The sequence below is a fragment of the Mycobacterium farcinogenes genome, assembly GCF_019739075.1.
Classification (GTDB): domain Bacteria; phylum Actinomycetota; class Actinomycetes; order Mycobacteriales; family Mycobacteriaceae; genus Mycobacterium; species Mycobacterium senegalense.
In genome coordinates, this window is record NZ_CP081673.1 from 568596 (window position 1) to 587570 (window position 18975).

The 18975-nt window shown below is 67.7% G+C and carries 22 protein-coding genes; 15 read left to right on the top strand and 7 right to left on the bottom strand.

The window, feature by feature from the left end:
- Nucleotides 1–87 precede the first annotated feature (87 nt).
- Genes K6L26_RS02500 through K6L26_RS02510 form a run of 3 tightly spaced genes read left to right on the top strand, consistent with a single transcriptional unit; the run spans nt 88 to nt 3164 of the window.
- The gene (locus K6L26_RS02500; RefSeq protein WP_019344815.1) at nt 88–1359 is read left to right on the top strand and encodes an MMP alpha-(1->4)-mannosyltransferase; all 1272 of its coding nucleotides are present in this window, start codon (nt 88–90) and stop codon (nt 1357–1359) included.
- Nucleotides 1353–2075 carry a class I SAM-dependent methyltransferase gene (locus tag K6L26_RS02505; protein WP_019344816.1) on the top strand — a complete coding sequence of 241 codons (723 nt, stop codon included), beginning with the start codon at nt 1353–1355 and terminating at the stop codon, nt 2073–2075. The genes K6L26_RS02500 and K6L26_RS02505 overlap by 7 nt, the downstream gene beginning before the upstream one ends.
- Nucleotides 2076–2084: 9 nt before the next feature.
- A complete protein-coding gene (locus K6L26_RS02510) occupies nt 2085–3164 on the top strand; it encodes an MMP endo-(1,4)-3-O-methyl-alpha-D-mannosidase (RefSeq protein ID WP_165588895.1) in 1080 nt (359 codons plus the stop codon).
- Here the strand turns inward: K6L26_RS02510 and K6L26_RS02515 are convergent.
- Nucleotides 3161–3832, bottom strand: coding sequence for a class I SAM-dependent methyltransferase (locus K6L26_RS02515; protein ID WP_221852566.1), 672 nt, complete (start codon nt 3830–3832; stop codon nt 3161–3163). The two genes, K6L26_RS02510 and K6L26_RS02515, sit on opposite strands and share 4 nt — an antisense overlap.
- A gap of 54 nt (nt 3833–3886) precedes the next feature.
- Here K6L26_RS02515 and K6L26_RS02520 point away from each other — a divergent pair, with 54 nt between their 5' ends.
- Nucleotides 3887–4456: a TetR/AcrR family transcriptional regulator gene (locus K6L26_RS02520; RefSeq protein WP_019344819.1), complete on the top strand. Its 570-nt coding sequence runs from the start codon at nt 3887–3889 to the stop codon at nt 4454–4456.
- On the opposite strand, the gene K6L26_RS02525 is transcribed toward K6L26_RS02520, so the two are convergent.
- Nucleotides 4433–5017, bottom strand: coding sequence for a TetR/AcrR family transcriptional regulator (locus K6L26_RS02525; RefSeq protein WP_036390936.1), 585 nt, complete (start codon nt 5015–5017; stop codon nt 4433–4435). The genes K6L26_RS02520 and K6L26_RS02525 overlap by 24 nt on opposite strands.
- A 77-nt stretch (nt 5018–5094) precedes the next feature.
- On the opposite strand from K6L26_RS02525, the gene K6L26_RS02530 reads away from it, so the two are divergent.
- Nucleotides 5095–6471, top strand: a complete 1377-nt coding sequence (locus K6L26_RS02530) for a cytochrome P450 (RefSeq protein WP_085140770.1) — start codon at nt 5095–5097, stop codon at nt 6469–6471.
- A 4-nt stretch (nt 6472–6475) separates the two neighbouring features.
- On the opposite strand, the gene msrA is transcribed toward K6L26_RS02530, so the two are convergent.
- Complete coding sequence (gene msrA / locus K6L26_RS02535; protein WP_019344935.1) at nt 6476–6988, bottom strand: peptide-methionine (S)-S-oxide reductase MsrA; 513 nt, start codon at nt 6986–6988, stop codon at nt 6476–6478.
- Nucleotides 6989–7023: 35 nt separating this feature from the next.
- On the opposite strand from msrA, the gene K6L26_RS02540 reads away from it, so the two are divergent.
- From K6L26_RS02540 to K6L26_RS02555, 4 genes are all read left to right on the top strand, one after another.
- The gene (locus tag K6L26_RS02540; RefSeq protein WP_245008673.1) at nt 7024–7428 is read left to right on the top strand and encodes a hypothetical protein; all 405 of its coding nucleotides are present in this window, start codon (nt 7024–7026) and stop codon (nt 7426–7428) included.
- A 42-nt stretch (nt 7429–7470) separates the two neighbouring features.
- Complete coding sequence (locus K6L26_RS02545; protein ID WP_047036939.1) at nt 7471–7971, top strand: nuclear transport factor 2 family protein; 501 nt, start codon at nt 7471–7473, stop codon at nt 7969–7971.
- Between the two features lie 4 nt (nt 7972–7975).
- The gene (locus tag K6L26_RS02550; RefSeq protein WP_221852568.1) at nt 7976–8992 is read left to right on the top strand and encodes an NAD-dependent epimerase/dehydratase family protein; all 1017 of its coding nucleotides are present in this window, start codon (nt 7976–7978) and stop codon (nt 8990–8992) included.
- A gap of 63 nt (nt 8993–9055) precedes the next feature.
- Nucleotides 9056–9874, top strand: a complete 819-nt coding sequence (locus K6L26_RS02555; protein WP_221852570.1) for a class I SAM-dependent methyltransferase — start codon at nt 9056–9058, stop codon at nt 9872–9874.
- 60 nt (nt 9875–9934) lie between these two features.
- Here the strand turns inward: K6L26_RS02555 and K6L26_RS02560 are convergent, their stop codons facing one another.
- The gene (locus K6L26_RS02560) at nt 9935–10156 is read right to left on the bottom strand and encodes a hypothetical protein (RefSeq protein ID WP_085140779.1); all 222 of its coding nucleotides are present in this window, start codon (nt 10154–10156) and stop codon (nt 9935–9937) included.
- 107 nt (nt 10157–10263) lie between these two features.
- On the opposite strand from K6L26_RS02560, the gene K6L26_RS02565 reads away from it, so the two are divergent.
- Nucleotides 10264–11658 (top strand): NAD(P)/FAD-dependent oxidoreductase, encoded by a 1395-nt coding sequence (locus K6L26_RS02565; protein WP_047036931.1) that lies wholly within the window; start codon nt 10264–10266, stop codon nt 11656–11658.
- A 34-nt stretch (nt 11659–11692) separates the two neighbouring features.
- Here the strand turns inward: K6L26_RS02565 and K6L26_RS02570 are convergent, their stop codons facing one another.
- Nucleotides 11693–12148 (bottom strand): SRPBCC family protein, encoded by a 456-nt coding sequence (locus K6L26_RS02570; RefSeq protein WP_047036928.1) that lies wholly within the window; start codon nt 12146–12148, stop codon nt 11693–11695.
- Nucleotides 12149–12218: 70 nt separating this feature from the next.
- Here K6L26_RS02570 and K6L26_RS02575 point away from each other — a divergent pair, with 70 nt between their 5' ends.
- From K6L26_RS02575 to K6L26_RS02590, 4 genes are all read left to right on the top strand, one after another.
- Nucleotides 12219–12578 (top strand): DUF427 domain-containing protein, encoded by a 360-nt coding sequence (locus K6L26_RS02575; RefSeq protein WP_019344943.1) that lies wholly within the window; start codon nt 12219–12221, stop codon nt 12576–12578.
- A gap of 9 nt (nt 12579–12587) precedes the next feature.
- Complete coding sequence (locus K6L26_RS02580; RefSeq protein WP_221852571.1) at nt 12588–13487, top strand: DNA-3-methyladenine glycosylase family protein; 900 nt, start codon at nt 12588–12590, stop codon at nt 13485–13487.
- 69 nt (nt 13488–13556) lie between these two features.
- Nucleotides 13557–14108 (top strand): Dps family protein, encoded by a 552-nt coding sequence (locus K6L26_RS02585; RefSeq protein ID WP_019344945.1) that lies wholly within the window; start codon nt 13557–13559, stop codon nt 14106–14108.
- 49 nt (nt 14109–14157) lie between these two features.
- Entirely contained in the window at nt 14158–14982 is an 825-nt protein-coding gene (locus K6L26_RS02590) for an MBL fold metallo-hydrolase (RefSeq protein WP_221852573.1), read from the top strand.
- Between the two features lies 1 nt (nt 14983).
- On the opposite strand, the gene aqpZ is transcribed toward K6L26_RS02590, so the two are convergent.
- Nucleotides 14984–15757 (bottom strand): aquaporin Z, encoded by a 774-nt coding sequence (gene aqpZ, locus K6L26_RS02595; protein ID WP_221852575.1) that lies wholly within the window; start codon nt 15755–15757, stop codon nt 14984–14986.
- Between the two features lie 113 nt (nt 15758–15870).
- The gene (locus K6L26_RS02600; RefSeq protein ID WP_221852576.1) at nt 15871–16671 is read right to left on the bottom strand and encodes a PaaI family thioesterase; all 801 of its coding nucleotides are present in this window, start codon (nt 16669–16671) and stop codon (nt 15871–15873) included.
- Nucleotides 16672–16734: 63 nt separating this feature from the next.
- Between K6L26_RS02600 and K6L26_RS02605 the strand changes: the two genes are divergently transcribed.
- Nucleotides 16735–18792, top strand: a complete 2058-nt coding sequence (locus K6L26_RS02605) for a heavy metal translocating P-type ATPase (RefSeq protein ID WP_221852578.1) — start codon at nt 16735–16737, stop codon at nt 18790–18792.
- The last annotated feature ends 183 nt before the right edge of the window (nt 18793–18975 follow it).

The following is an 18975-nucleotide window of genomic DNA, read 5'->3' on the forward strand; positions in this document are numbered from 1 at the left end:
TCTGGACACATGTCCAGAGGGTTCGGAGTCGACGCGTGAGCGTATATTCCCAGCTCAGCACGCTTCCGGCCGTCGGGTGATCTGATTATGCGTATCGCGTTGCTGTCCTATCGGAGCAAGACCCATTGCGGTGGCCAGGGCGTCTACGTGCGTTATCTGAGCCGCGGGCTGGCCGAGCTCGGCCATGAGGTCGAGGTGTTCTCCGGCCAGCCCTACCCAGAAGGCCTGGACCCGCGGGTCAAGCTGACCAAGGTCCCCAGCCTCGATCTCTACCGCGAACCGGATCCGTTCCGCGTGCCCAGGCCCAGCGAGATCCGCGACGGTATCGACGCGCTGGAACTGGCCACCATGTGGAGTGCCGGGTTCCCCGAGCCGCGTACGTTCACCATGCGCGTCGCCCGGATCCTCGCCGAGCGCCGCGACGAGTTCGACGTGGTCCACGACAACCAGAGCCTGGGCTCGGCACTGCTGAAGATCGCCGAGAGCGGTCTTCCCGTCGTCGCCACCGTGCATCACCCGATCACCCGTGACCGGGTGGTCGAGATCGCCGCTGCCAAGTGGTGGCGCAAGCCGCTGGTGCGGCGCTGGTACGGGTTCGCCGAGATGCAGAAGAAGGTGGCCCGCAAGATCCCCGAACTGCTGACGGTGTCGTCGTCCTCGGCCGCCGACATCGCCGAGGACTTCGGGGTGACGCGGGACCAGCTGCACATCGTGCCGCTGGGGGTGGACACCGAACTGTTCAAGCCCGCCGAGCACCGGGTGCGGGGACGCATCATCGCGATCGCCAGCGCCGATGTCCCGCTCAAGGGGGTCAGCAATCTGCTGCATGCGGTGGCCCGGCTGCGGGTGGCGCGCGACCTGGACGTGCAGCTGGTGTCCAAGCTCGACCCGAACGGGCCGACCGAGAAACTCATCGCCGAACTCGGCATCTCCGACATCGTGCACAGCTCCAGCGGGCTGAGCGACGAGGAACTCGCCGCGCTGCTGGCCTCCGCCGAGGTCGCCTGTATCCCGTCGCTGTACGAAGGCTTCTCGCTGCCCGCCGTGGAGGCCATGGCCAGCGGCACCCCGATCGTGGCCAGCCGCGCCGGGGCGCTGCCCGAAGTGGTCGGTGACGACGGTGCCTGCGCCCGGCTGGTGCGCCCGGCGGACGTCGACGAGCTGACCGCGGTGCTGGGCGAACTACTCGACTCACCGTCGGAGCGCCGCAAGCTGGGCGCCGCGGGGCGGCAACGGGCACTCGATGTCTTCAGTTGGGAATCCGTTGCCGCACAGACGGTAGCGGTGTATGAGATGGCCCGCGAGCGGGTGGGGGCACGCACGCGAGGAGCAGGAGAAGGGAAGGTGACGTCATGCTGACCGTCGACTTCGACCGACTCGGTGTCGGGCCGGGCACCACGGTGATCGATGTCGGCTGTGGAGCCGGCCGGCACACGTTCGAGGCCTACCGGCGCGGCGCGTCGGTGGTCGGCTTCGACCAGAGCGTGTCGGACCTCAACGACGTCGACACGATGCTGCAGGCCATGCGGGCAGAGGGCGAGGTTCCGCTGTCGGCCAAGGGCGAGGCCGTCAAGGGCGATGCGCTCGACCTCCCGTACCCCGACTCCAGCTTCGACTGCGTGATCGCCTCGGAGATCCTGGAACACGTACCGCAGGACGACCGTGCCATCTCCGAACTGGTGCGCGTCCTCAAACCCGGTGGCTCGCTGGCCATCACGGTGCCGCGCTGGCTCCCGGAGAAACTGTGCTGGCTGCTGTCGGACGAATACCACGCCAACGAGGGCGGACACATCCGCATCTACAAGGCCGACGAACTGCGCGACAAGGTGCTGGCGCACGGGCTCACGCTCACTCACACGCATCACGAGCATGCGCTGCACTCACCGTACTGGTGGCTCAAATGCCTGGTCGGTACCGAGAAGAACGACCACTTCGCGGTCAAGGCGTATCACCAGCTGCTGGTGTGGGACATGATGGGCCGGCCGTGGCTCACCCGCACCGCCGAGTCACTGCTGAACCCGGTGATCGGCAAGAGCGTCGCCCTCTACTTCCGCAAGCCGGAACTCAACGGATAGGCGCACACGGTGCGAGTGCCTGAGATCCCCGGTGTGCCCGGAGTTCTGACACCAGACGACTGCCTGCAGACGGCGCGGTCGATCGCCGCCACCCAGGAATCCTCGGGCGCGTTGCCGTGGTTCGACGGCGGCCACACCGACCCGTGGGATCACGTGGAGAACGCCATGGCGCTGACCGTGGCCGGGCTGATCGAACCGGCCCGCGCGGCTTTCGACTGGTGCCGCACTACGCAGCGGCCCGACGGATCCTGGCCCATCCAGCTGCGCAACGGCGTCGTCGAGGACGCCAACAGCGACAGCAACTTCTGCGCCTACGTGGCCACCGGTGTCTGGCATCACGTGCTGATCACCGGAGACCGGGCTTTCGCGGAGTCGATGTGGCCGGTGGTGACCAGCGCGCTCGACTTCGTCCTCGGCCTGCAGGCCGCCGGCGGTGAGATCTATTGGGCGGCAAGCCCGGCGGGCCCGGTCGAGGAAGCGTTGCTGACCGGATGCGCCAGCGTCTACCACAGCATTCGGTGCGGGTTGGCGCTGGCCGAGTACCTCGACGACCCGCAGCCGGAATGGGAGGTCGCCGTCGGGCGCCTCGGTCACGCCATCGCCGCGCATCCGGAGGCGTTCTCCGCCAAGGACACCCACGCGATGGAGTGGTATTACCCGGTGCTCGGTGGCGCGCTGCGGGGCGCGGCAGCCGAGACCCGCATCGAGGCACGCTGGGATGACTTCGTCGTACCGGGGCTGGGTATCCGGTGCGTCGATCACCGGCCGTGGGTCACCGGTGCGGAGACCTGCGAGCTGGTGATGGCACTGGATGCGATCGGCGACACCCGACGGGCTCACGAGCAGTTCGCGGCCATGCAGCATCTGCGCGAGGACGACGGATCCTATTGGACCGGGCTGGTTTTCGCCGATGGCAAGCGCTGGCCCGAGGAGCGCACCACCTGGACCGGTGCGGCCATGGTCCTGGCCGCCGACGCCCTGTCGCAGACCACCGCGGCGAGCGGCATCTTCCGAGGGGTCGGGCTGCCGCGAGGACTGGAGGGTGAGTACGACTGCGAGTGCGTCGGCAGGAAAGCCGGGGACCGCTAGTCCAACTGGCCTGGCTCGCCCGAGGTCCGCTCCAGCACCCGCATCGACCCCGTCACCGCGACCTCTTTGAAGGCCCCGGTCGCCAGTGCGCGCTGGTAGATGTGGAACGGGGCTTGACCGCCGTCGTTGGGATCCGGGAACACGTCGTGGATGATCAGTGCACCGCCCACCTCGACCCAGCGGGCCCAGCCGTCGAAGTCGCGCTGTGCCGCTTCTTCGGTGTGACCGCCGTCGATGAACAACAGCCGCAACGGCATTCGCCATCCGCGCGCGACCACGGGTGAGCGGCCGACTACGGCCACCACATGCTCGTCGAGGTCCGCGGCGTCGAGGGTGTGGCGCATCGTGGGCAGCGTGTCGAACAGACCGGTCACCGGATCCACCATCGTGGTGTCGTGGTACTCCCAGCCGGCCTGGTGCTCTTCCGAGCCATGGTGATGGTCGACGGTGTAGAGCACCGAACCGGTTTCCTGCGCGGCCGCACCGAGCATCACCGTCGACTTGCCGCAGTAGGTACCGATCTCGACTCCGACCCCGCCTCCGAGATAACGCAATCCGGCGTCGAAGAGGGCGCGGCCCTCATCGGCCGGCATGAAGCCGGTGACCTGCTCGGCAAGGGCGAACAAGCGCTGGGCGTGGGGCGGCAGGGCGGTGTCGGCGGTGCTCATGAATGCACAACCTACCGTTGCTGGCCATGGGCGGTTGTAGTAGCGTCCGGACACGTGTCTGATGCGGCCCTTGAGTCGACGCGCCGCCGTCTGAGCGCCCGGCAGGCCGACACCGTGGAGCGCCTGGGCCGGGCCGCATTGCAGCTGATCACCCGCGACGGATTCGCCGGTCTGACCGTGCGCCGGGTGGCCGCCGAAGCCGGTGTCGGGGCGGCCACGGCCTATACCTACTTCTCCTCCAAGGAACACCTCGTGGCCGAGGTGTTCTGGCGCCGGCTCTCTGCCGCGCCGCCGGCCGCGCACACCTCCGCCGACCCGGCCACCCGGGTGGTCGAGGTGTTGCAGCACATCGCGTCGCTGGTGGCCGACGAACCCGAGTTCGCCGGTGCGGTGACCAACGCACTGCTCGGCAAGGATCCCGACGTGGACGTGCTGCGGCAACGGATCGGTGCCGACATCCGCGGCCGGTTGGTGGCGGCGCTCGGACCGGATGTGGACCTGGATGTCATCGAAGCCCTGGAACTGCTCTACACCGGCACCCTGGTCTGGGCGGGCATGGGGTATGACCCCTACACAGCCGTCACGCAACGGCTGGAGAAGTCAGCGCGGTTGCTGCTCAGCTGAATTCGCCGTCATGATCGCGGTCGACGCGGCCACTGCGGGCCCGTAGATCTCGTGGATGTCGCGGCCGTCCTCGACGATCAGCGCGGTCAGTTCGCGCAGCCCGCCGAGCAGGATGATGGCCATCGGCTCGGTGAGCCGAGGTAGGCCCGCGCGCTGAAAGCCTGCGCTGCCGCTGAGTTCGATGAGCAGGTCGGTCAGCTGTCGCAGGGCTTCGCGCTGCAGCGGGCGGGCCCTGCTGCCCAGTGCCGGCAGTTCACGGATCCAGCTCAGCGTGATCGCCGGGGCCGACGCGATGTGGTCGACATAGGCGCCCACGGCCTGCCCGATCTGGTCCGGCCAGGAGGCCTCGGGATCGACAGCTGCCTGGATCCTGTCGACGAGCGTGGCGTTGTTGGCGCGAAGCAGCTCGAGGAAGCCGTCCTCTTTGGTGCCGAACTGGTCGTAGAACGTGCGCTTGGACGTTCGGGCATGGCGGACGATGTCGGCCACCGTGGTCTCGCGATAACCCTTGTCCGTGATCGCGGCGGCGAGCCCGTCGAGCAGGCGCAGCCGGTAGGTCATCGCGGCTGACCCCCTTGCGTTGTCTGGTACCTGGGAGTACCGTACCTCACAACCGTTGGTACCGCGTGGTACCAGGAATGGCTGGAGATGGTATGACCGACCTGTCAGCAGCTGAGAAGACCACCGAGCTCTCCACCGAGAGCGCTACCCCGGGGCGCGTGCCACCCGACGCGCGAGTTCCGAAGCCGTTGCAGGCCATCGGTTTTGCGCTGGCCAGGCGCTGGGTGGTCAAACAGATCGCCCGCCGGCAGGGCGACGTTTTCAAGCTCCGACTCCCCATCTTCGGGCCCACGGTGATGATCGCCGACGCCCAGCTGGCCAAGCAGCTCTTCACCGCCAACACCGATGACGTCGGCAACATCCAGCCCAACTTGAGCCGCATCCTCGGCTCCGGGTCGGTGTTCGCCCTCGACGGAACTGATCACCGTCGCCGCCGCAAGCTGCTCACCCCGCCGTTCCACGGCAAGTCCATCAAGAACTACGAGCGGATCTTCGAAGAGGAGACGCTGCGGGAAATGGCGAACTGGCCGCAGGGGCAGGAGTTCGAGACCCTCGAACCCATGATGCGGATCACCCTCAACGTGATCCTGCGCGCGGTGTTCGGCGCCGACGGTGAACAACTCGACGAGCTGCGCCGCATCATCCCGCCGTGGGTCACCCTGGGCTCGCGGCTCGTGGTGGTGCCCACCCCGAGCCGCACCTACGGCCGGTTCAGTCCGTGGGGCCGGTTGGCCCGATACCGCCGGCAGTACGACGCCGTCATCAACCGGCTCATCGACAAGGTCGAGGCCGACCCCGAATTCGACCAGCGCGACGACATCCTGGCGCTGCTGCTGCGCAGCACCTACGAGGACGGCTCGGCCATGTCCCGCAAGGACATCGGGGACGAACTGCTGACCCTGCTGGCCGCCGGGCACGAGACCACGGCCTCGACCCTGGGCTGGGCATTCGAGCGGATCAGCCGGCATCCGCAGGTGCTGGCCCGACTCGAGGCCGAGGCCGCCACCGACGGTAACGAATACCGTCAGGCCACCATCTTGGAGGTGCAGCGCAACCGCACCGTCATCGACTTCGCCGGCCGCCACGTCTACGCACCGTCGATCCGGCTGGGGGAGTGGGAGATTCCGCGCGGACACTCCGTCATCGTGGCGATCTCGCAAATCCAGGAGGCGGAAAAAGAGTTCTCCGATCCTCAGCGGTTCGATCCGGATCGGTTCGTCGGCAACCGGCCGGGCCTGGGCTGGCTGCCCTACGGCGGCGGCACCCGTCGCTGCGTAGGGGCGGTGTTCGCCAACGTCGAAATGGACGTCGTGCTGCGAACAGTGCTGCGGCACTTCGCGATCGAGACCACCGACGCCCCAGGGGAGAAAGTGCACTCCCGGGGGGTGGCCTACACCCCGGCGGCTGGCGGGCGGGTCGTGCTACGCCGCCGCGCCACGCCGCTGGGCGCCTAGGCGCTCAGCCGGCCGTCTGGCGTTTGGGCAGCTTCCAGCCCGCGCGCGGGAAGTGGCAGGTGTACCCGTTCGGGTAATGAACCAGGTAGTCCTGGTGCTCGGGTTCGGCCTCCCAGAAATCACCGGCCGGCGTCACCTCTGTGACCACCTTGCCCGGCCACAAACCCGAGGCGTCCACGTCGGCGATGGTGTCCAGCGCGACGCGCTTCTGCTCGTCGTCGAGATAGAAGATCGCCGACCGGTAGCTGGTGCCGACGTCGTTACCCTGCCGGTCCTTGGTGGACGGATCGTGGATCTGGAAGAAGAACTCCAGCAGCGCACGGTAATCGGTCTGAGTGGGGTCGTAGACGATCTCGACGGCCTCGGCATGGCCTGGATGGTTGCGATAGGTCGGGTGATCGTTGCGACCGCCGGTGTAGCCCACGCGGGTGGAGACCACCCCGGGCTGCTTACGGATCAGGTCCTGCATCCCCCAGAAGCAGCCGCCGGCCAGGATCGCTGTCGAATAGTTGCCCATGTGCCCCATTGTGCTCCGTGGTTACCGTGATGGTCATGCGTGTAGTTGCAACCGCAGCGCTGGCCGGTTTACTCCTGCTGGCCGACTGCCCACCGGCGGCCGCTGATCCGAACCCGGTCGCGGTGCCGGAAGTGGCGCCGGACCCGGCGCGGACCCTGTTCACCGACAATCCCGCGATCGTCGACCCGCACCTGACCGGGATCGAATCGTTCAGCCGCGACGGCGACGGGCTGCGGGTCAACTTCACCGCGGGCACCCCGGACTGCTTCGGCGTCCACCTGATCACCAGGGAGACCTCCGACGCGGTCATGATCGACCTTCGCGGCGGTACGCCACCGCAGTCCGTCGGCCGCATGTGTATCGCGCTGGCGGTGCACGGCACCGTCGACGTCCCGCTGCAGGCCCCGTTGGGTTCCCGGCAGGTGCTGGCAGTGCAGTGACGGGTCTCGACAAAGGTTGGTAGAACGTGTTCTAGTTTTGGGGTGACGAGCAGCCCTTTCAGCCGCGAGGAACTCGCCGCTGCCTTTGAAACGTTCGAGCAGACCGTCGAGAAGGCCGCGCAGACCAAGAACTGGGACGTGTGGGCCGACCACTACACCGTCGACGTCGACTACATCGAACACGCCGTGGGCACCATGAAGGGCCGCGAACAGGTCCGGCCCTGGATCTGGAAGACCATGACCACCTTCCCCGGCAGCTACATGACCTCGTTTCCGTCGCTGTGGTCGGTGATCGACGAGCCCACCGGCCGCATCATCTGCGAACTCGACAACCCGATGCGTGACCCGGGCGACGGGACCATCATCAGCGCCACCAACATCTCGATCCTGACCTACGCCGGCAACGGCCTGTGGTCGCGTCAGGAAGACGTCTACAACCCGCTGCGGTTCGCGTCCGCGGCCCGCAAATGGTGCCGCAAGGCCGCCGAACTCGGCACCTTGACCGATGAGGCCGAGGCGTGGCTCAAGAAGTTCGGGGGCTGAACACGTGGGCGCGAAGCTGGTCATCGGGGCCAACGGATTCCTGGGTTCGCATGTGCTGCGGCAATTGGTAGCAGCTGATGACGGGTCCGAGATTCGTGCCATGGTGCGCCCCAAGGCCAACACCATCGGGATCGACGACCTCGACGTCACGCGGGTGTTCGGCGATGTCTTCGACACCGAGGCGTTGCGCGAGGCGATGACCGGCTGCGACGTCGTCTACCACTGCGTCGTCGACGCCCGTGGCTGGTTGCGGGACCCGGCGCCGCTGTTCCGCACCAACGTCGAGGGCACCCGCAATGTGCTCGAGGTCGCCGCTGGGATCGACGGCCTGCGCAAATTCGTCTACACCAGCAGTTACGTCACCGTCGGACGCAAGCGCGGCAAGCGGTCTTCGGAGAACGATGCGATCGACCTGCGGGGAGTGACGCCGTACGTGCGTTCACGGGTGCAGGCCGAAGAGCTGGTGTTGCGGTACGCCCGCGAGCGCGGGCTGCCCGCCGTCGCGATGTGTGTCTCCACCACCTACGGCACTGGGGACTGGGGCAGAACCCCGCACGGCGCGATCATCGCCGGCGCGGCATTCGGCAAGCTGCCGTTCGTGATGAGCGGGATCGACCTGGAAGCCGTCGGGATCGACGACGCGGCCAAGGCCATGCTGCTCGCCGCCGAACGGGGCACCCCCGGCGAGCGTTACCTGATCTCGGAAAAGATGATCAGCAACGCCGAGGTGGCGCGACTTGCCGCCGAGGCTGCCGGAGTCGCACCCCCGCAGCGATCGATTCCGCTGCCGGTGTCCTATCTGCTGGCCGCCGCCGGCACCCTCAAAGGCACGCTGCGCGGCACCGACGAGCGGCTGTCGCTGGAATCCCTGCGCCTCATGCGGGCCGAAGCCGAGCTCGATCACTCCAAGGCGGTGCGCGAACTGGGTTGGCAGCCGAGGCCGGTCGAGGAGTCGATCGCCGAGGCGGCAAAGTTCTGGGTGGGTCTGCGGGCGGCCAAACGCGCACAGAAGAGCAGCTGAACACCACGCCGAGAGGTGTTAAGCCACTGGGCGGCAAGCGGATTCCGGCCTAGCCTGGCGAACATGACCGACAAGCTGAAAGTCGACCTCTCCGGCGCGCCCCAGACCATGCTGGCGACGTTCTACGCCAAGGCACTCGATGCCGGGCTGCCCCACCCGATCCTGGGTGACAAGCTCGCCAAGGAGATCGCCGACCGTATCGACTACGACTGGAGCCGGACCTCGATCACCGAAGCGACGGCGCCGTCGGTGACCACCCGCAGCGCCCACTTCGATCGTTGGACCCGCCAGTTCCTGGCTGTGCACCCCGAGGCCGTGGTGCTGCATCTGGGCTGCGGCCTGGACGGCCGGTTCTTTCGTCTGCAGCCCGGCCCGGGTGTCGAGTGGTACGACATCGACTACCCCGACGTCGCGCATCTGCGCGAACAGCTGTACCCGTCGGCCGAGCATTACCACGTCATCGCCGCCTCGGTGACCGATCCGGCCTGGCTGCGTGACATCCCCGCCGGCCGGCCCACCCTGATGGTCGGCGAGGGGCTCACGATGTACCTCACCCAACAGGACGGGGTGGCGCTGCTGCGGCGCATCGTGGACGTATTTCCTTCTGGGGAGCTGCAATTCGATGCGTTCAACAGCCTCGGGATCAAGGCGCAATTCGTCAATACCGTGGTGCGCCGGTCCGGGGCCAAACTGCACTGGGGGATCAACAAGCCCGAGGACATCCTGCGTGCGGTGCCGGGCACCCGGCTGTTGGCGTGGAACTCACCGTTCGAAGACCCGGTGTTCAACACGCTGCCCTGGTACTACCGGTTGATGCTGGCCGTCATGAAGCCGGTGCCGGTGCTGCGGTACATGGCGCAGTATCACCGCTACGCATTCTGAGTGAGGCGAACGGCAAAGAGGGGCAACCCTTTCCGGGTCGCCCCTCTTGGTGGTATCACGTCACCGACCGCTGTGCCGCACAGTGTTGTCCACCTTCGGAACCATCGGCTTGGGATGCAGCTGATCCAGCCAACCCAGGTGGTCGACACCCGCGGAGATGATGACGGAGCTGGGTGCTGCGACCTCAGCGGGCGCGGCGGCCTGGGCCGGTGCGGCCAGGCCCAGGACGACGGCGGCGCCCAGTCCGCCGGCGGCGATGACGGAGAACCCGAACTTCTTCATTTTCTGCTTCTTCCTGTCTCGACCAATCGGTTATGACTGGGTAAACCGACAGGTCAGCCCGCCAATTTCCGTTGGCAGGAATTGATCGACTCATGGCAGAAAGAAGGATGTTCAGGCAGAATCCTCCGGTGCCCAACACCGTCAACGGTCAGGTGTCCCACTGGTTCGACGAACTGCCCACGCCGCGGCCGGCGCTACCCGGCGACCGCGACGCCGACGTGTGCATCGTCGGCGCCGGGTACTCCGGACTGTGGACCGCCTACTACCTCGCCCAGGCCGACCCTTCACTGCGGATCACGGTGCTGGAGGCGCGGTTCGCCGGCTTCGGAGCCTCGGGGCGCAACGGCGGCTGGCTTTCCGGCCTGATTCCGGGGGACCGCCGAAAGATGGCTGCCCAGCACGGACGCGACCGGGTACTGGCCTGGCAGCAGGCGCTCAACGAGGCCATCGACGAGGTCATCGAGGTAGCCGACCGTGAGGGAATCGATGCCGGAGCGGTCAAGGGTGGGACGCTGGAAATCGCCCGCAACCAGGCCCAGGCCACCCGGTTGGCTGCCGCGATCGCCGAAGAACGTTCTTGGGGCAACGACGTCGCCGAGTTGTCGAAAGATGAAGCCGCCGAACGGATTCGCTTCGACGGGGTGGTGTCTGCCTACCACACCGGGCACTGCGCCCGGATCCAGCCGGCCCGGCTGGCCCGCGGGCTGGCCGAGGCCGTCGAACGTCTCGGCGTCACGATCTACGAAGACACACCCGTCACCCGGATCGGGCCGGGCCGCGCCGTCACCACCAAGGGCACGGTGCGGGCGCCGATCGTGCTGCGCGCCACGGAAGGCTTCACCCCCGCCTTGGCCGGCTTGCGTAGGGCATGGCTGCCGATGAACAGCTCGATGATCGCCACCGATCCCATCCCGGCGGCATTGTGGGACGAAATCGGTTGGCAGGGACGAGAAACCGTGGGAGACAGCGCCCACGGCTTCTTCTATGCGCAGCGCACCGTAGACGATCGCATCGCCATCGGCGGGCGCAGCGTCCCGTACCGGTTCGCATCCCGCACCGACGTCGACGGGCAGGTACCGAACCGCACCATCGGGTTGCTCACCGATGTCCTGCACTCGATCCTGCCGCAGGTGCGTCACGTGCCGATCGCCCACGGGTGGTGCGGGGTGCTGGCGGTTCCGCGGGACTGGCAGGCGAGTGTCGGGCTGGATCGGGCCAGCGGTCTCGGCTGGGCCGGCGGCTACGTGGGCCATGGCGTCACCGCCACCAACCTGGCCGGGCGCACGCTGGCCGACCTGGTCCTGCGGCGCGACACCCCGATCACCGAGTTGCCGTGGGTCGGGCATCAGTCGCGCAACTGGGAACCCGAGCCGCTGCGATGGCTCGGGGTGCGGGGACTCTACGTCGCCTACAAGCTGGCCGACCGGCACGAGGCCGGCGGCCGGCCGCGGACCTCACCGATCGCCGGACTCGCCGACGTCATCACCCGTAAGCCGCATTAGGCCGGTTCGGGGTTCGGTGAGCCTCCGGCGGTGATCAACCTTCGGCGCGTTCCTTCAAACGCTGCAAGGTGAGTTCGATGTGCTGGGCGTTGGCGGTATCGCGGTCGGATACCCCGGTGGCCAGTCCCGCGACCTTCTTGAACCAGCCCGCGCGACGATCCCAGGTCGACTCGGTGACCGTGCAGCCGCCGTCGGAGGCCACGATGTCGTAGCGCCAATGCGCGACCGGGAACACCAGTGATTTCACGTCGAAGGCGAATGTCTTGCCGGGCTCGGCGTCGGTCACCGTGCAGGTGGTGCTCCAGGCCTTCGAACCATTGCGGTTGTGCCCTTTGAAAACCGAACCGGGTGTGGCCGCGGTGCCCTTCTGCCACTCCATGGCGTGCGCCTCCTCGGCCAGCGAGGCCAAGGTGGGCAGGTCGGTGATCAGCGCGTATACCGCTGCGGGATCGGCAGCGATGGACACAGTGGCTTTCACGGGCTCGGTCATGGGCCGATCGTAGTCCGGTGCCTCGGTGAGCCCGGGAATCCTTCGCGACGCCTGCGACGTTGTGACCCGTATGACAGAGCGCCAGGTGCTGCAGCCGAGCGCAGCCCACCCCATCACCATCCGGCCTACGGGCCGTCGGGTCACCGTCACGGTCGGCGGCGTGATCGTCGCGCAGACCGACGACGCACTGACCTTGCAGGAATCGACCTATCCGGCGGTGCAGTACATTCCGCGCAGCGACGTGGTGTTCGAGACGCTGAGCCGCAGCGCCACCACCACCTACTGCCCGTACAAGGGTGAGGCCAACTATTACGACGTCGGCGGGGTCGCCGACGCGGTCTGGACCTACGAACAGCCGTACCCGGCGGTCGCCGAAATCGCCGGCCACCTGGCCTTCTACCCGGACAAGGCGGACATCGCCCTGGCCTAATCTGGTGCCGTGCCCTCAACCAGCGTCGTATTCGAGGGCCCGGCCAGCCCGGGCCTGACGTTGGCGCCGTGGCGGCGCGGCGGCTTTGACCCGACCAACCAGGTCGATCCTGGTGGTGTGTGCTGGCGTACCAGCGCCATGAAGTCCGGTGCGGTCACCACGCGGATCACCAAGTCGGCGCCCGGCACGGTGGACTGCGAGGTGTGGGGGCCCGGTAGCGCCGAGTTCCTGGACGGATTCGCCGCGCTGGTAGGCGCCGAGGATGACGCCAGCGGCTTCGATCCCGTCGAGCCGACGATCGCCGAGGCCCGCCGCAGGGTGCCGCACCTGCGCCTCGGGCGCAGCGGCCGGGTACTGGAGGCCCTGGTGCCGGCGATCATCGAGCAGCGTGTGTCCGGGATGGACGCGTGGCGCGCCTGGCGGCGGCTGGTGACGAAATACGGCGCCCCGGCTCCGGGCCCGGCGCCGACCGGTATGCGGGTTCCGCCCACGGCAGAGGTGTGGCGACGGATCCCATCGTGGGAATTCCACCGGGCGAACGTCGACCCGGGCCGGGCCCGCACGATCGTCGGGTGCGCGCAGCGCGCCGAGGCCCTTGAGCGGCTGACAGCTGAACGGGCCGTGAGGGGATTGCGGTCACTGCCCGGAGTCGGCGAGTGGACGGCAGCTGAAACCGTGCAGCGGGCCTTCGGTGACGCCGACGCCCTATCCGTGGGGGACTACCACCTGGCCACGATGGTGGGCCGGACGCTGCTCGGCCGGCCGATCGACGACGCGGCCATGGTCGAGTTGCTCGAGCCGCTGCGCCCACACCGCCAGCGGGCGGTGCGGCTACTGGAAGCCAGTGGGTTGGCTCACAATCCGCGCTTCGGCGCACGTCAGGCCATTCCCAACCTGCGCACGTTGTAGCTGCGGTGATTGCCCGGCACGGTTGCCGGGTACCCGGGAGGCGACCATCGTGAACAGGAAGGAACCGCAATGACCGCGTTCACCATCCCCGGGCTGACCGACAAACAGGGCAGCGACGTTGCCGAGCTGCTGCAGAAGCAGCTGAGCACATACAACGACTTGCATCTGACGCTCAAGCACATCCACTGGAACGTCGTCGGACCCAACTTCATCGGCGTGCACGAGATGATCGACCCGCAGGTCGAGCTGGTGCGGGGGTACGCCGACGAGGTCGCCGAACGGATTGCCGCACTGGGCAAATCGCCCAAGGGAACCCCGGGCGCGATCGTCGCCGACCGCACCTGGGACGACTACTCCGTCGGCCGGGACAACGTGCAGGCTCACCTGGCCGCCCTCGACCTGGTCTACAACGGGGTCATCGAGGACACCCGCAAAGCGATCGACAAGCTGGAGAAACTCGACCTGGTCTCGCAGGACGTCCTCATCGACCACGCCGCCGAACTGGAGAAGTTCCAATGGTTCGTGCGGGCGCACCTGGAGAGCGCGGGGGGAAAGCTGGCGCACGAAGGCGCGCCGACCGAGCGTGGGGCGGCAGGCAAGGCCCGGCGCAAGAGCGCCTAGTGCTGGCAGGGGTTGACCTCAACCGTTGTTGAGGTGCCAGCCTGGGGCGATGCCCACCTGGATATGCACCGGTTGCGGTGTGGACCACCCGGATTCAGCGACCGAACCAGCGGCCGGTTGCGTGCTGACCTCAGACGTCGTGTCGATCGAGGAACGCGGCGACCTGCCGCCGCACGGTACCTGGACCACGCTGGACGAGCTGGCGGCTCAACCGCACCACACCGAACACGTCGACCATGGCCGCGGGGTCCACAGCCTGCGGCGAACGCCGAAGTTCGCCATCGGGCACCGGACCTTCTTGGCGCAGACCGCGCACGGAAACCTGTTATGGGACTCGCCGGGCTATCTCGATGACGAAATCCTGAGCCTGGTCCACGGCCTCGGTGGGGTGGCCGCGGTGGCCGCCAGCCATCCGCACATGTTCGGCGCGCAGCTCAGCTGGAGCCAGGCCTTCGGCGGGGTGCCGGTGTACGTCAATGCCCTTGACGCAGAGTGGCTTCCGGCTCCCGATCCGCTGATTGTGCAGTGGACCGGGGAGCTGGAACCGCTGCCGGGCCTGCGGCTGATCCACGTCGGCGGCCACATGCGGGGCAGTTCGGTGGCGCTGACGGCTGACGGCACGCTACTGGCCGGGGACACGATTTCCGGTGGCTTGGCCAAGAACTGGGTGTCGTTTCAACGGAATTACCCCAAGCACGTCCCGCTGTCGGCGGCGGTGGTCCGGCGGATCGTCGACCGGCTCGACGCGTACGACTATGACCGGCTCTACACCCTTGGCGGCGATGAGATCGACATCGCCGCCAAGGAGGTGGTGCACCGGTCGGCCGAGACCCATATCCGTTGGGTCAGCGGAGAATTCGACCACCTAACCTGACCTACCGGCCATCCTCCCGGTCGAGGGCATCCTCGCGCACCGGGCGGTCGGCCAGTTCGTCGGCGACACCGAACAGGAACGGGTACGCCAACCCGGCGATCGCCGCGCCGACCAGCGGGGCGAGCCAGAACGCCCAGAGCTGCGCCGGCGCTCCGTCTCCGTTGAAGAAGGCCACTGCGGTGGAACGGGCCGGGTTGACCGAGGTGTTGGAGATCGGGATCGAGATCAGGTGGATCAGGGTAAGGGTGAGGCCGATCGCCAAGCCGGCGAAGCCCTTCGGCGCGCGGTCATCCGTCGAACCGAGGATGACCATCAGGAACACCGCGGTGAGAATCACCTCGGCGAGCAGAACCGCGGCCAGCGAATACCCGCCGGGGGAGTGCTCGCCGAAGCCGTTGGCAGCCATGTTGCCGGTGGCGGTCCAACCGTCCTTGCCGCGGGCGATCACAAAGATCACCAGACCGGCCACCAAACCGCCGATGACCTGCGAAATCCAGTACGGCACAACGGCTGCCCACTCGACGCGGCGGGCCAGCGCGGCACCGAGGGTGACCGCGGGATTGAAGTGCCCGCCGGAGATGGTGCCGAAGGCGTAAACGCCGGTCAGCACCGTCAGGCCGAAGGCGAGTGCGACCCCGAGGAATCCGATCCCCACGGAGAAGCCGTCAGAGAGAACCTTCGCGGCGAACACCGCGCTACCGCAACCGCCCAGGACCAGCCAGAACGTCCCGATGAACTCGGCTGCCAATCGATGTGACATGGTTGGCGTACTCATGGCGAACTCCTCCGTAGATGTGGTTCATCCGGAGCGTGTCACGCCACTGTGCGATGGCAGGATCGTTGTTGCGAAATCGATTCGACAATGAAATTTACGTTGCGGCACCGCAATCAGCGGTACGCAGTCAGCCGGGCTGTCAGGGCAACCGCGCCGTCGTCGCCGATGGCTTGGGCGTCGGCCACCGCGGAGCTTCGTCCGGTGCGCAACGGTCTTGCCTCATAACGTGATTCGTTGCCACCGCGGAACTGGCGCAGGTAGTTGACCCGCAGCGAAGCAGTATGCCAGGGGCCGCCCGCGCCGTCGCCCAAGGCGGCGGACCCCACCAATTCGAGTGCCGCGGCGGAGACGCCGCCGTGCACGATGCCGATGCTGTTGTTGACGACGGGATCCGGCAACTGGCGTAATACCGCCGCCCGACCGCCGGTCTCGGCTACCTCGACCGACATGCGTTCTGCCAGCGTGGCGGGTGGCGTCGCGTCGTCGACGTCGGACGGCCACGCGACGACGTGGCCCGGGACCTTGATGTGAAACGACCGCACCGTCGCCGTCGCGATCACCTGAGCGCCATGCGTCAACTCGGACAAGCTCAACGAACCCGTGCCCTTCGGCCCGAACGGGCGCGCGGTCGCCACCACGGGCACCTCGGGCGCCGCCAGCACGACGTCCAGCGCGTGCGGGATCAGCTCGAGAGCCAGTTCGCTCGACACCGTCCACTCGTCGTCATCGCGGCGGTAGTGATTGGCCAGACCGCCGACGTGATCGACCAGCATGGCCAGCGGGGCCAGCGTCGGTGCCTGCGTCAACGGATTGAGCAGACCGCCCACAGGTATGGAGGCCACGCAGCGGTCCGGACCCTCTTCGAGGGTCTGGACTGCCATACGGCCCAGCGGGGTATTCAGCGGATAGTGCATCGCCGTCAACAGTTACGCCCATCACCATGGCTATATACCCCCCAGGGGTATACAGTGGGTGTCATGACCACGACCGACCACGTGATGCACGAGCACGAACACACCGGTCATGCGGGGCATGCCGGCCACGGTGACCATGTCGCCCAGTTCAGGCGGCTGTTCTGGGTCATGGCGGCCCTTGCGGTGCCGACCGTGGCTCTCTCGCCGATGTTCGCGATGCTTCTCGGCTACGACCTCCCTGGCTTCCCCGGCGCACGCTGGATATCCCCGGTGCTCGGCACGGTGATGTACGTGTGGGGCGGCCGCCCGTTCCTGACCGGGGCGGTCAGCGAAATACGCTCGCGCGCACCGGGAATGATGCTTCTGATCGGATTGGCGATCACCGTGGCGTTCCTCGCTTCGTGGGGCGCGAGCCTCGGGATGCTGCACCACCAGCTCGACTTCTGGTGGGAACTGGCGCTGCTGATCGTGATCATGCTGCTGGGCCACTGGATCGAGATGCGCTCACTGGCGCAGACCACCTCTGCCCTGGACTCGCTGGCCGCGCTGCTGCCCGACGAGGCCGAGCGCGTCGAGGGGGACGGCGGCTCCGAACGCGTGGTGACCGTGACGCCGTCGGAGCTTCGGGTCGGTGACCTGGTGATCGTCCGCCCCGGGGGCAGCGTGCCCGTCGACGGGCGCATCGTCGACGGCGCGGCCGACATGGACGAGTCGATGGTGACCGGGGAATCGCGCACGGTCCGCCGAAGCGGGGACGACGACGTCGTCGCGGGCACCGTCGCCACCGACTCCGGACTGCGGATCAGGGTGACTGCCGTGGGCGAGGACACCGCCCTGGCCGGCATTCAGCGGCTGGTCGGCGAGGCTATGAACTCCTCGTCGCGGGCGCAGCGTCTGGCCGACCGGGCCGCGGGCTGGCTGTTCTGGTTCGCGCTGGGATCAGCGGTGCTCACAGCGCTGGCGTGGACGCTGCTGGGCGAACCTGACCAGGCCGTGGTCCGTACCATCACCGTCCTGGTCATCGCCTGCCCTCACGCCCTGGGGCTGGCGATACCGCTGGTGGTGTCCATCGCCACCGAGCGGGCCGCCAGGGGCGGGGTGCTGATCAAGGACCGGCTGGCGCTGGAAACCATGCGCACTGTCGGCGCGGTGTTGTTCGACAAGACCGGCACCTTGACCAAGGGCGAGCCGGCCGTCACCGAGGTGGTGGCCACCGATCGCACCGACGACGACCTGCTGGCGCTGGCCGCAGCGGCCGAGGCGGACTCCGAACACCCGCTGGCGCGCGCCATCGTCGCGGCGGCACAGCGTCGTGGCCTCGACATCCCGGCGGCGACCGACTTCAGTTCGTCACCCGCGGTCGGGGTGAGCGCGCTGGTCGGTGGGCGGCGGGTGCAGGTCGGCGGGCCGGCGCTGCTCGATCAGGCCGGTCATACCGCCCTGACCGCCACCGCGCAGTGGGGCGGCGCGACCGTGCTGCACGTCTTGGTCGACGGTGAGCCGGCCGGTGCGCTGGCCCTGGCCGACGAAATCCGGTCAGAATCTCGCGAAGCGGTCGACGCGCTGCACGCTCTGGGCATCGAAGTGGTGATGATCACCGGCGACGCAGCTCCGGTGGCTGCCGCAGTGGCCTCTGAGCTGGGAATCGACCGGGTTTTCGCGGGCGTGCGGCCCGAGGACAAGGCCGCCAAAGTTGCCGAACTGCAGAGCGAGGGGCTGACGGTGGCGATGGTGGGAGACGGCGTCAACGACGCCCCGGCGCTGGCCGCCGCCGACGTCGGCATCGCCATCGGAGCGGGTACCGATGTCGCCATCGCCTCGGCCGGCGTCATCCTCGCCAGCTCCGATCCGCGATCGGTGCTCTCGGTGATCGAGCTTTCCCGGCAGTCCTACCGCAAGATGAAGCAGAACCTTTGGTGGGCAGCGGGTTACAACCTGATCTCGGTCCCGCTGGCGGCCGGCGTGGCCGCTCCGCTGGGCTTTGTAATGCCGATGTCGGTCGGGGCGATATTGATGTCAGCGTCGACGGTTGTCGTGGCACTGAATGCGCAGTCGCTACGCCGCCTCGACCTGCGACCCGAGGCCGGGGTGCGCAGCGTTGCGCGGGCCTCGGGACATTGACGATGCAAATCTAAGAATCTGACTAAGCTTTCCCGCAAAATCAGAATACGGATATAACAGCACTATAACGGGCTAATGTGATTTGTGCAGCAAACTAAATTGACGCAAGGGGTGGCCGCCGGGCCCGGCGGCGGCTGGAGATCCCGTGCCGGGGGTGTCGTGAAACGGCAAGCACCGCAAAGG